The sequence below is a fragment of the Gammaproteobacteria bacterium genome (assembly GCA_022340215.1).
In the GTDB taxonomy this organism is placed as follows: domain Bacteria; phylum Pseudomonadota; class Gammaproteobacteria; order JAJDOJ01; family JAJDOJ01; genus JAJDOJ01.
This window is the reverse complement of the sequence record JAJDOJ010000088.1, coordinates 1-12,398: the sequence shown is the minus strand read 5'-3', so window position 1 is coordinate 12,398 and position 12,398 is coordinate 1. Positions and strand designations below refer to the sequence as shown.

At 58.6% G+C, this 12,398-nt stretch carries 12 protein-coding genes and 2 tRNA genes; all 14 read left to right on the top strand.

Going from position 1 to position 12,398, the window contains the following annotated elements; translation table 11 throughout:
• Nucleotides 1-610: 610 nt before the first annotated feature.
• Entirely contained in the window at nt 611-2,272 is a 1,662-nt protein-coding gene (locus LJE91_06710; GenBank protein ID MCG6868418.1) for a tetratricopeptide repeat protein, read from the top strand.
• A gap of 19 nt (nt 2,273-2,291) precedes the next feature.
• The gene (gene lolB / locus LJE91_06705; GenBank protein ID MCG6868417.1) at nt 2,292-2,957 is read left to right on the top strand and encodes a lipoprotein insertase outer membrane protein LolB; all 666 of its coding nucleotides are present in this window, start codon (nt 2,292-2,294) and stop codon (nt 2,955-2,957) included.
• Nucleotides 2,954-3,793 (top strand): 4-(cytidine 5'-diphospho)-2-C-methyl-D-erythritol kinase, encoded by an 840-nt coding sequence (ispE, locus tag LJE91_06700; GenBank protein ID MCG6868416.1) that lies wholly within the window; start codon nt 2,954-2,956, stop codon nt 3,791-3,793. Before lolB ends, ispE begins: the two co-directional genes overlap by 4 nt.
• Nucleotides 3,794-4,095: 302 nt before the next feature.
• Nucleotides 4,096-4,170: transfer RNA gene (locus LJE91_06695), tRNA-Gln, on the top strand.
• A gap of 473 nt (nt 4,171-4,643) precedes the next feature.
• A complete protein-coding gene (locus LJE91_06690; GenBank protein ID MCG6868415.1) occupies nt 4,644-5,582 on the top strand; it encodes a ribose-phosphate diphosphokinase in 939 nt (312 codons plus the stop codon).
• A gap of 247 nt (nt 5,583-5,829) precedes the next feature.
• Nucleotides 5,830-6,474 carry a 50S ribosomal protein L25/general stress protein Ctc gene (locus tag LJE91_06685; GenBank protein ID MCG6868414.1) on the top strand — a complete coding sequence of 215 codons (645 nt, stop codon included), beginning with the start codon at nt 5,830-5,832 and terminating at the stop codon, nt 6,472-6,474.
• A 12-nt stretch (nt 6,475-6,486) separates the two neighbouring features.
• Complete coding sequence (gene pth / locus LJE91_06680) at nt 6,487-7,074, top strand: aminoacyl-tRNA hydrolase (GenBank protein MCG6868413.1); 588 nt, start codon at nt 6,487-6,489, stop codon at nt 7,072-7,074.
• A 3-nt stretch (nt 7,075-7,077) separates the two neighbouring features.
• Entirely contained in the window at nt 7,078-8,169 is a 1,092-nt protein-coding gene (ychF, locus tag LJE91_06675) for a redox-regulated ATPase YchF (GenBank protein MCG6868412.1), read from the top strand.
• A gap of 73 nt (nt 8,170-8,242) precedes the next feature.
• A tRNA-Met gene (locus LJE91_06670) sits at nt 8,243-8,319 on the top strand.
• A gap of 463 nt (nt 8,320-8,782) precedes the next feature.
• Nucleotides 8,783-9,154, top strand: coding sequence for a hypothetical protein (locus LJE91_06665; protein MCG6868411.1), 372 nt, complete (start codon nt 8,783-8,785; stop codon nt 9,152-9,154).
• A 2-nt stretch (nt 9,155-9,156) separates the two neighbouring features.
• Nucleotides 9,157-9,561, top strand: a complete 405-nt coding sequence (locus LJE91_06660; protein MCG6868410.1) for a hypothetical protein — start codon at nt 9,157-9,159, stop codon at nt 9,559-9,561.
• 543 nt (nt 9,562-10,104) lie between these two features.
• On the top strand, nt 10,105-10,515 hold the full coding sequence (locus tag LJE91_06655) for a thermonuclease family protein (GenBank protein MCG6868409.1): 411 nt from the start codon (nt 10,105-10,107) through the stop codon (nt 10,513-10,515).
• A gap of 441 nt (nt 10,516-10,956) precedes the next feature.
• Nucleotides 10,957-11,517: a DEAD/DEAH box helicase family protein gene (locus LJE91_06650; GenBank protein ID MCG6868408.1), complete on the top strand. Its 561-nt coding sequence runs from the start codon at nt 10,957-10,959 to the stop codon at nt 11,515-11,517.
• 287 nt (nt 11,518-11,804) lie between these two features.
• A partial coding sequence (locus tag LJE91_06645) for an AAA family ATPase (protein ID MCG6868407.1) occupies nt 11,805-12,398 on the top strand: 594 nt, incomplete at its 3' end.

The following is a 12,398-nucleotide window of genomic DNA, read 5'->3' as shown; positions in this document are numbered from 1 at the left end:
GCCCGGTATTTTCCGTGGTCCCGCCGCGCGGCGCTGTTCGATCCTGCCGGGGGTGTGACGGGTAGCCGAGGCGCTGCGCTCCTGGCTCGACGGCGCCCGTCCCCGTCCCTTTGGTCGCGAAGACTACGGCCAGGGCGTACTTGGAAAGGAGCCGAAAACGGCGGCGGGGCGGCGCACGGTAGATACCGACGACGCGCCACGGAGCGAAGGCCGAGGCGCTGTTCGGCGGCGGGGGGAGACGAGCTGTGATAAGGTATGAATCCCTACCGAAGTCGACCGGGAGAATAATCGCCGAGCAGAACAAATCGGTTGGGCTCCTTGTCATAAAGCAGAGGTTCGATGGAAAGCTCGGTCCTAGGGCTGCATTGCCGGCAAGATCACGGCCGTAAAATTGGTCCGTAAGGCCAGAATAAGCGACCAAATTGTTCTCAAATGGCCCATTCATGGCCCAAGTCGCGCTAAACTATTGATGTTTCCGGGTTGGATCAACTCAGGTATATTTAACACTTCTTCCAAAAGCGGTTCCTTTCATTTGATGTCTCCTACGCTACTCAGGCAACCCCTGACCATTCTTGTTTTCCTGTCGGCGTTTTTCCCCGGATGCGCTTCGTTGCGCGTTTCACCGGGCGAAGGCGCGGGTTTTACGGAGTCTGCGGGAAACGCCGTCGCGGCTGAATACTCGTCTCCTGAGAGCGAGTTACTCTTTCAGTTGATGGCGGGCGAACTCGCCGGGCACGGTGGGGACCTCCAACAGGCGACGGATTTCTACGCACGGGCGGCGGAACTCAGCAACGATCCTGAGGTCTCCGCGCGGGCAACCCGAATCGCGCTGTATGCCGGCGGCACGGACGGCGATGCCTTGAAGGCCGCCACGCGTTGGGTGGAGCTTGCACCTGAAGACCCCGAGGCGCTGCAGACGCTGGGTCTACTGTACGTCAGGACTGGCGATCCCCATCAGGCGACACCCTATTTCGAACGGATGCTCGACGCGGTCGATGTCGAAGAAGGCAAGGGATTTCTGGTCATCGGCGCTTCGCTGGCCAAGGAAGACGATGGAAGTTCAGCCCTCGAGGCCATGGGCCTGCTCTCATCCCGGCACGAGAATGATCCGTGGGCGCACCTCGCCTACGCCACCCTTGCCCTGAATATCGAAGACTACCGGCTTGCCGTACGCGAAAGTTCCCGCGTCCTGGCAATACAGCCCGAATTTGCCGACGCACTGCTGGTTCGCGCGCAGGCCTACCTCAGGCTGGACAAACCGTCGCTGGCGGTTCGAGACATGAAGAGCGCTGCGGCGCTGAATCCGAAGAGCGTGGAGATTCGCCTCAATCTGGGTCGGCTATTGGTCAGCGCGGAGGAATATGGCGAGGCTAGAGTGGTCTTCGAGGAACTCGCGGGCGAGGCCCCGGGTAACGAGGACCTGATGTATATGCTGGGGTTGCTGAATCTGCAGGACCAGCGTTACGACGAGGCCGCAAAGTATTTCAGGCGCCTTACGACCAGCCCCAAACGGGCCGCCGAGGGCTATTACTACCTCGGAAGGGTCGAGGAGGCCAGGGATCGGTCGGACGAGGCCATCGCCTCGTACCTGCGGGTCGAAGGCGGGGAGTACCTGCTGGATGCCCAGGTCAGGGCCACCGCGATCATGGCGGCCAACGGCGATCTGCAACGGGCCCGCACACAACTCAAACGTATGCGGACAAAGGTCAGCAATCCTGGGGATTCCGTCAGGCTGTATCTTGCCGAGGGCCAGTTGCTGCGCGACGCGGGGTTGTATGGCAAAGGGATGAAACTCTACAACCGGGCATTGACGGAGCACCCCGCCGACGGTGATCTGTTGTATGCACGGGCGCTGATGGCCGAAAAGCTCGACCGGATCGATCTGCTCGAACGTGATCTTCAGACGATACTGGCCGAGGATCCGGATAATGCGACGGCGCTGAACGCGCTGGGGTTTACCCTTGCGGACCGCAACGAGCGCATACCGGAGGCGCTCGGTTACATCGAGCGCGCGCTCGAGGTGAGTCCGGACGACCCGACGGTCATCGACAGTATGGGCTGGGTTCAGTACCGGATGGGCAACTACGAGCAGGCAGAACAGTTTCTCCGCAAGGCCTTCGAGATTCTGCCCGACCCCGAGATTGCAGGGCATCTCAGCGAGACGATCTGGATTCGGGGCGACCGCGCCGAGGCCAGGAACATGCTGAACGAAGCCCTCAAGAGCAACCCGGAACACGACTATCTCCTGGAACTCGAGCAGCGATTCAAGTAGTCGCGCATCAGGGTCTTTCGTGGCGAGCATCCCGGGGCAGCGCGCGAGCGCCTCGCCCGCGCAACTACTGCTTCTGCTGCTGGCGCTGTCGTCAGTGTTTCAGGGGTGCCGGACGCCCCCCGAACGTCTACCGGATGGCGCATCACAGTTGGCGTGGGAACAGAGAATCGCCCGCTTGTCGGGCTGGGCGCACTGGGCGTTCAATGGTCGCGTCGCGATCCGTCACGGGGACGAAGGATGGCAGTCGGGCCTGAATTGGCGGCAGGACGGCGACTATTTCGAGATCCAGGTGCTCGATCCCCTGGGGCGAAAGGTTGCCGATATCCGCGGCGATTCGCGCGGCGTACACCTGACCACGTCCCGAGGGGGAAATGCGCAGGCGGCGGACCCCGAGTCGCTGATGCGCCAGGTGCTCGGTTGGTCGCTGCCGCTCTCGGGCATGCGCTACTGGGTGTTGGGTGTCCCCGATCCCGGCAGCGGGGAGAACTCGCTACAGCTCGACCAAGCGGGCCGACTGGTCCATCTCGCCCAAGGTGGCTGGGACGTCAGTTATCGCCGGTACAGCCCGGTCTCTCCCCTGGATATGCCTGCCCGAATGACTTTTTCGAACCGAGATCTGGATATCAAGCTGATTGTGAGCGACTGGGAGCTCGAAAACCCCGCCCGCCTGGCCAGCAGAAAATGAACCGTTGGCCCGCTCCCGCCAAACTCAACCTCTTTCTGCATATCACCGGCCGTCGCGCCGACGGATACCATGAGCTGCAGACCCTTTTCCAGCTTCTTGACTACGGTGACGAGCTCCAATTCGATCTTCGCGACGATGGACAGATAAATCGGATCGGTCCCCTGCCCGGCGTTCCGGTCGATACAGACCTGTGTGTGCGTGCGGCGCGCCTGCTGAAAGAGACCGCGGGCATCCACGCCGGTGTGGACATCCGGCTGGACAAGCGACTGCCGATGGGAGGCGGGCTCGGCGGAGGGAGTTCGGACGCCGCCACGACGCTTCTGGCCCTGAATAGCCTGTGGGACTGCAAACTGTCGCGGGAGGAACTGGGGAGACTCGGTTTCCGTCTCGGGGCCGACGTGCCCGTATTTGTGGCGGGACGCAGCGCATGGGGTGAGGGTATCGGTGAGCGGCTCAGTCCCGTTCGGTTGCCACCCCGTTGGTATGTCGTGATCGCACCTCAGGTAGAGATCTCCACCGCGGAGCTGTTCTCTGCACCGCAATTGACACGTAACTGCGAGAGAATAAGAATAAGCGAATTTTTGGCGGGGGTCGGCATCAACGTATTTGAGAACCTTGTCAGGGATCGATATGCCAGTGTCTCCAGAGCGCTCGACTGGCTCGACGCACAGGGCGGCAGTGACGGGCCCGCGAGACTAACCGGAACGGGCAGTTGCGTGTTTTCGGCCTACCGTTCCGAGGATCAGGCCGCCGCCGTCGCTGTTGCGGTCCCGGGTGATTGGAATGCGTTCGCTGCGCGCGGAATCGACCGATCCCCTGTCGACGTATTTCACTGACACATTGAATGAAGCCTCTAAGCATGTCTAAGGCGATTGCCGGAAAATGGCATACCGGATTGCGCCGGGTGAACTGCGAAGCAGTGAACGGCTTGGGCAGGAAGCCCAAGACCGGTGCCCAAGCAAAGCAGGGACAGCGCCGCGCCGGGATCGTTCGTCATCAAGGCGCGACAACCGGCGCATAGTCGGACTATGTCACTGTTGTCGCAACACAGCGGACGGACGAAAAGACAAGCAGAATGGTATGTCATTTGACAGAAATCGCCTAAACACCGGGCACTCACATCCGGTGAACCTGATTCTGGGCCGTCGCCAAGCGGTAAGGCACGGGGTTTTGATCCCCGCATTCGCAGGTTCGAATCCTGCCGGCCCAGCCAGACAAGTCGTTGCCCTGTCGATAGTATGGCGTCGGGTGTGAACGGCAGGATGCGAACCGGAAGAGGTTCGACAAGATCGCCTGGAGCGATTTTGAACCGCGCAGCGGGCCCGCAGGGCGGAGGGCAGGGAGCCCGGAGTAATCCTGCCGGCCCAGCCAGACAGGTCGTCGCGCTGTTGATATACCCGTCGCGGACAGGTTTTCACGAGAAAGTGTGTGTCCTATTCGTTTCGTGGCAAGACGCGATGACGCGTAATAGCCACTCTATTGCAAGGAATCGCAACGCTGCCACGGGACGAAGAGGGCGTGTGTGCCGGGAAAACCTGTCCGTGACGGGTATAGTAGGACGGCAGGATGCAATCGCATCGACAAGTTCGCTGTTGTGAAGCAGGCGAAACCTCGATGATTCCCAGACCTTATGATTTAGAATGTACAATGTACAAGGTAGCGACAATGACAGGCGCTGAATCGGGCATGATGATCTTCACGGGAAACGCCAATCCGCGATTGGCGTGCGATATCGTGGATCATTTGGCGCTCCCACTGGGAAAGGCCCTGGTCGATCAGTTCACCGATGGCGAGATTCGTGTCGAGATAGAGGAGAACGTCCGCGGCAGGGACGTCTTTGTCGTTCAGCCAACCTGCCGCCCGACCAACGACAGCATTATGGAGCTGCTGATCATGGTGGATGCCCTGCGGCGGGCGTCGGCGGGTCGCATCACCACGGTCATCCCCTATTTCGGTTATTCGCGACAGGACCGCCGCGTCCGTTCGGCCCGTGTCCCGATATCGGCGCGTGTCATCGCCAATCTCATCACGAGCGTGGGGGCCGATCGCGTCCTGACGGTGGACCTGCACGCCGACCAGATCCAGGGCTTTTTCGACCTGCCGGTCGACAATGTCTATTCATCGCCGGTCCTGCTGGGAGACATCTGGCGTCAGAAGCATCCCAATCTGATCGTCGTCTCACCCGACGTTGGAGGGGTGGTGCGTGCCCGGGCGCTGGCCAAGCGGCTCGACGACGCCGAACTGGCGATTATCGACAAGCGGCGCCCGAAGACGAACGAGTCCAGGGTCATGCACATCATCGGGGAGGTCGAGGGCAAGAGCTGCGTCATTGTCGATGACCTGGTCGATACCGCTGGGACGCTCTGCAAGGCCGCCGCCGCGCTGAAAGAACATGGCGCCAGCCTGGTTCTGGCCTACGCGACCCACCCGGTGCTGTCTGGGAACGCCGTCGAAAACATCGAGGCGTCCGCACTGGACGAGCTGGTCGTGACGGACACCATTCCGCTCTCTAAGGCGGCGCGCGAGTGTAACAAGATCCGCACCATGAGCGTCGCGGTTATGCTGGCGGAATCCATTCGCCGGATCAGCAACGAGGAATCGGTCAGTTCGCTGTTCATGGACTGACGGCCGAGTCCGGAACTTTCCCTCGGGCCGCATATTCTGTATAAAGCCCTCCCTTGGGCCCATGCGCCGGATCTGTCCCCCATTTATCGGGACTCCGTCTGGGTGCCGGCTCGGTTGCGCTGACGTCGAATCGCCGGTATTCAAATATGGGATCGGTGCAGGGACCGGAAGGCCGCCCCTCTGGTCGCGGAGGGGTCCCCAAACGTCCTGGCCATGCCAGGCTGTTACTAACGGAGTTGAAAAAGCAATGAGTGACGAGTTTATTCTGGTTGCCGAACCGCGCAACGACATGGGGAAAGGTGCGAGCCGCCGCCTGCGTCGAGAGTGCAAGGTGCCGGCGATCATCTACGGGGGCGGCAAGGACCCGCAGGCACTCAGCCTGGACCATGACGCCCTGATCCACAGTCTCGAAAACGAGGCGTTCTATTCACATGTCCTCACCGTCAAGGTCGGTGAAAAGGACGAGAGCGCGCTGCTCAAGGACCTGCAGCGCCACCCGGCAAAGCCGACGATCCTGCACGTGGATCTGCTTCGCGTGAGTGCGGACCAGGAGGTCCGGGTAAACGTGCCGCTGCATTTCATCAATGAAGACATCTCGCTCGGCGTCAAACAGGAGGGCGGCACGGTGAGTCACCTGCTGACCGATATCGAGGTTACCTGCCTGCCGAGAGATCTACCGGAGTTCATCGAGGTGGATCTTACAGAATTGCATCTCAACGATTCGCTCCACCTGTCCGACATCACCTTGCCTAAAGGTGTGAAGCTGGTCGAGCTGGGCCACGGCGAGGGGCGTGACCATGCCGTGGTGACCATCAATCCGACTCGCGTTTCCACGACCGATGAACCGGGTGTGGACGAAGAAGGTGGCGAGAGCGTCGAATCTGGCGAATAGCCACTACACTGCGTGAGCGACAGTCCCGGTATCGCCCTGGTTGTCGGACTCGGCAACCCGGGCGAGCGTTACGAACGAACCCGGCACAACGCCGGGTTCTGGTTCGTGGACCGGGTCGCAGAACAGTATCATGGAGCCTGGTTCCGAGAGGCACGATTTTTCGGCGAAGCGTGCCGCGTCGACGTGTCAGGGCTGCCCGTCAGGCTTCTCAAACCGGGCACCATGATGAATCGCAGCGGACAGTCCGTGTGCGCGATCGCCTCCTATTTCGAGATTCCCCCGGAGCGGATTCTGGTCGCTCATGACGAGATCGATCTGCCGCCGGGCACGACGCGGTTAAAACGCGGTGGTGGCCACGGGGGACACAACGGGCTGCGCGATATCATCAACTGTCTGGGAAGCTCGTTCTGGCGCTTGCGGCTGGGTGTGGGTCATCCCGGTCACCGCGACCAGGTCGTCGGCTATGTCCTCTCCCGCGCCCCGCGAGGCGAGGAAGACCTCATCATGAACAACGTCGAGGAGTCGGTGGCCCTTATGCCGCTGTTGATCGCGGGCGAAATGGAGCGGTCGATGCATCGTTTGCACACGGAGGGTAGATAAGGCATGGGATTCAGGTGTGGCATCGTGGGACTGCCGAACGTCGGCAAGTCGACCCTGTTCAATGCGCTCACCGCCGCCGGTATCGCCGCGGAGAACTATCCATTCTGCACCATCGAGCCCAACGTCGGCGTCGTTCCCGTTCCGGACCCCCGGTTGGACCGGCTGGCGGAGATCGCGAATCCGGCAAAGATCGTACCGACGACGATCGAGTTCGTGGACATCGCCGGTCTGGTCGAGGGCGCCTCGAAGGGGGAGGGGCTCGGCAACCAGTTTCTCGCCCACATTCGTGAGACCGACGCGATCGCACAGGTGTTGCGTTGTTTCGAGGACGACGACGTGGCCCATGTCGCGGGCAAGATCGATCCCGCCTCTGACGCCGAGGTCATCAACACCGAGCTGGCGCTGGCCGACCTCGAAACCGTGGAGCGTGGGATTGCTCGGGTCTCCCGCAACGCCAAGTCGGGGAACAAGGATGCCAAGCACAGGCTTTCCCTGATCGAACAGGTGCGCGAGCACCTGGATTCCGGCAGGCCCGTCAGATCGATGGGCCCCGATCCGGACCGGGACGAGGCAATCGCCGAGCTACACCTGATCACAGCGAAACCCGCGCTGTACCTGGCCAACGTGGCGGAGGACGGTTTTGCCGAAAATCCCATGCTGGATGTGGTAAGGGAACTGGCGGCGGCCGAGAACTCGGTTGCGGTGGCAGTTTGTGCCGCGATCGAGGCCGAGATCTCGGAATTGGACGAGGCGGACCGGCAGGAGTTCCTGGACTCTATGGGACTGGAGGAACCCGGTCTGAACCGTGTGATTCGGGCGGGCTACGAGTTGTTAAATCTTCAGACGTTTTTCACCGCGGGGCCCAAGGAGGTCAAGGCCTGGACCCTGCAGACGGGCGCGACAGCGCCGCAGGCCGCGGGCCGGATCCACACCGATTTCGAGAAGGGATTCATCCGTGCCGAGGTCGTGGGTTACGACGACTTCGTTGGCTGCGGGGGCGAACATGGCGCCAAGGAGGCCGGCAAGTGGCGGCTCGAGGGCAAGGACTACGTCATGCAGGAAGGTGACGTGGTCCACTTTCGATTCAATGTCTGAATCCAGGCCTGACGACGCGGTTCCGGATCTTGCGCGCCCCAGTCAATTTCTGTATCTTCCGCAATCCACTTTTGGCTATGTAGCTCAGCTGGTTAGAGCGCGGCACTCATAATGCTGAGGTCGGTGGTTCGAGTCCACCCATAGCCACCACTAAATCAGATAGTTACCGAACGGAGTTATTTTCAGGCTCCAGCCATGGTAACTAGTTGGTAACCTCAGCTCGAATTTTCCTTTCCAACGGTGCTGGGGAAAATGCATACGCATTGTCGGCGAAGTACCCCCTTCTACCAATCCAAACACACATCAATATCCTGATCGGGTGGGAGCTAGCCTTCTACCACCGGCCAACTTCGTACTCTGAACATGATGTGGTCGCCAATTGTCCCTGTGAGGCTAGGCATTGAGCCGGTACTTTAAGGTGGAGTGTGCGCCGTTCAGGGGGTGGGTGCTGGCCGGTCGGCTCATGCAGGAAAGTCATAGCAGCAGGATGGTGGAGCTGTAATTGCTTGTGATTGCAGGCATCATTTAACGCCTGAATCGACTAACATATACTTTGTTTGTTTGGCTTCTACAAGAGAAGAAAGGCACACAGTTACCGGCTAATTTCGATCCAATGGATACATCTAATCAAAACCAAGCCGTTGTTTTTAATTACATTAAAGGATCGGATTTCCGCTCGGTCCATGTAGATGGGGCTATAGGCGGGTTAACTACCAAAGGCTTTCTGCATATAGCTCTTTTCACTGAGCGCGGCCCTATTCCGAAAAAGACAATACATGAGATCTTACCGGACGGCACTCTCGGAAAGGAAGTTGTCGAGAAACGGGAGAGCAAAGAAGGAATTGTAAGGCTAATGGAAGTCGACCTTTTCATGAACGAGGATACGGCAAGAGACCTACGTAACTGGTTAGATCAAGAACTTGAAAGCTTTGAAGACCGTCGGAGGAAATTGGAAAAGCTAAAGAAAAGAGACGAATTGAGGTAAATATGCTCGCGCTCAAAATTGACGAAACCAGACCGGCTTATGGATTTCAAAATGGGCCGGCGCAACATACTAACCCGAATCAATTATACATCAGCAGCGGACCACTTACCGTCGCCATCGGTACCAAAGCTTTGGTTAGGGAATTAGCTGATCAATGGAGAAAAGACACGGCACACCAGTCATTCCTATCTTTACGTCTGCAACACCCAGCTTACCGGCGAATTCTCAGTATGGGGCCGAGTGTTGTTCCGTTTGTTCTCGACGAATTAAATCGTCAGCCTGATCATTGGTTTTATGCCCTGGCGCAATTGACAGGGGAGAACCCCATACCGACGGATTTCACTGGCACGGTAGATGAGGCTGCTGAACTTTGGATTCGCTGGGGGCAGCGTAAATATGCCACTTAGAGAGTTAAACGGAATATTTCCAAACCTTAGAACTACAAATAGAACGATCACAAGCGAAATCGACCCTAATTACAATTGCGTCGCTTGGGCACTCAGAGATACGGAAAGGTGGTGGGAACCATATGGCATCGTAATACCGGCACCATTTCCTCCTTACTATTGGCCGGAAAATATCCCGCACGACTTATCCCCGCGGACTTTTATTAGTCTATTTGAGACTCAGGGGTTTGAAGTGACAGAAGACCCCGACCTCGAGAATGGAGTTGAGAAGTTGGCGCTTTACGTGCGGAAAAATCAGTTTCAACACGTAGCACGCCAGTTACCGAATGGACGTTGGACAAGTAAGATAGGCCGACAAGAAGATATTGAACATGAGCTAAATGACCTAAAATCACACGGACCGTATGCTTGCGGAACCGCCTCCATAATAATGCAGAGGAGAAGGTAATAACTAAGAATACTAGTAGTCGCGACCTTCAGCGTGAACTTGTCAAATGAAACCATCAGAAACAGGAGCTAAAAGTATCCATTGCGAATAAAAATATGAAACTCCTGATCGCTGGTCTAATACTTTTCGTTTCCTTCGCTAATTCAGCACCTCTCACTGGAAAGGTCGCCCACGGCGATACCGTCACCGTTCTCGATGCCTCCAACGACCAGCACAGGGTACGGCTCCAAGGAATAGATGCCCCAGGACGGAAACAATCATACGAACGAAAGTCCGGGAAAAACCTGGCGGACGCAGTCGCCGGTCATCTCGTCGTAGTTGACTGGAATAAGAGCGACAGATACGGAAGGATCGTGGGTAAAATGCTTTTGGCCGATCAAGATATAAACCCGCGCGAGATTGAAGGTGGATTAGCCTGGCACTATAAAAACTATGCTTCTGAGCAATCTCAGCAGGACCGTGGCAAGAACCGAATCCTATTCCGCCGTGGGAATGGCGCTGGCTAACACATTAGAGCAAACAATCCATGCCTTCGTGGACACTGACATAGACATAGATATTATTTGATTATTGCGTGTGTATTCGGATCCGCCATTGATAGGTCAGTCCTAGGTGCTACAACCAGAACAGAAAGCACGGATAAAGATTGACTCGCTTCTCGAATCGGCAGGTTGGGTCATACAAGATCGAGATCAGTTCAATCGAAATGCCTCCCTCGGTGTCGCAGTCCGCGAGTTCCAGCTTCCCAACGGCGCGGCGGACTACCTGCTCTTTGTGCAAGGCAAGGCCGCTGGCGTTGTCGAGGCTAAGAAGACCGGGGCGACTCTCAGCGGTGTTCCCGATCAATAGGTGAAGTACATGGTGCCTGTTCCACAGCATCTGGCTCGCTGGAACGACTACTTTTTTTTGACTACGAGACCACCGGCGAGGAGACGTTTTTTTGCGATATGCGCGACCCGCATCCGCGCTCTCGCCGCGTCTTCGCCTTCCACAAGCCCGAGGCCCTGCTTGCCTGGCTCAAACAGGGCGACACGCTGCGCGCCCGTCTTCGGGCCATGCCTTCCCCGGACAAGACGGGTCTGCGCGACTGCCAGATCGAGGCCATCGAGGGACTGGAGAAATCGCTCTACCGTGACGCCCCCCGCGCCCTCAAACAGATGGCGACTGGGGCCGGTAAGACCTTCACCGCTTGTACCTTCAGCTACCGTCTGCTCAAGCACGCCAAGGCCGGGCGCATCCTTTTCTTGGTGGACCGTAACAATCTGGGCGACCAGACCCCGCGCGAGTACCAGAACTACGAGCCGCCCGGCTCGGGGCGCAAGTTCGACAAGACCTATATCGTCCAGCACCTGCACTCGAACCGGATCGACCCGGACGCCAAGGTGGTCATCACCACCATCCAGCTCCTCTACGCCATGCTGCGCGGCGAGTGTCCTAGACTAGGAGCATGGGACCGCGGGAATTTTTTGCTATTCCGATACGAACACCAAATCCTGGGCACCCCATAGACTTGGTTACCGCTTCATAACAACGCTGCCCCTTGGCAGTCGAGATCTCGACGGGCCACGTGCGTCCTGTCGTTGAGGTCGTGCGCACGAAGGAAGGCCGGATCTTTTGGTTTGAAGATGCCTGGCTTGAACCGCTGTACAGCGGTTCCCCTTTCTACGTGCTTGACCAGGAACCCCAGGGAGAAGGGCCGGGTTGGCACTCCTAGAAGAAAGAACGGGAACGAGAAAGCGGGGTATCCGCGCGCAAGACTGAGTGAACCCGCGCAAATGCGCTTTGGGAGATCAGCATGCTGGGAACCGTTCGGGATGTCTGCAAGATCCATCCGATGGTCCATGACTATCGGATGACGGAGGCCATCGAGAACCTCTCTGATCTGATCAACGAAGAGGGCAGCGGCGAAGAGTTCTTCGCTCGTAACTATGTCACGCAAGGCATGGATGCACTGTTTCGCGAGGCCCTATTACGGCTTTCGGGGCAGTCCGACCAGGCCGCGTTCGAGTTGGCCCAGGCCATGGGCGGGGGCAAAACGCACCTGATGGTGGCCCTCGGTCTGCTGGCAAGACACCCGGAGCTGCGCCCGAGTGTGCTGCCTGCCGATCTCACGGAGCGGCTGGGGTTCGACCACGCCCGTATCGCTGCCTTCAACGGCCGCAACGATCCAGACCATTACATCTGGGGCGAGATCGGCGAGCAGTTGGATCAGGCCGAGCTGATACGCCCGCACTGGATCGACGGCCCTCGCGGTGTCGACGAGCAGAAGTGGATCGAGATCATCGGCGACGAGCCGACCCTGATCCTGCTCGACGAGTTACCACCCTATCTGCTCAACGCCGACACCCGCTCCGTGGGCAAGGGCTCCCTGGCCGATCTGGTCACCTAT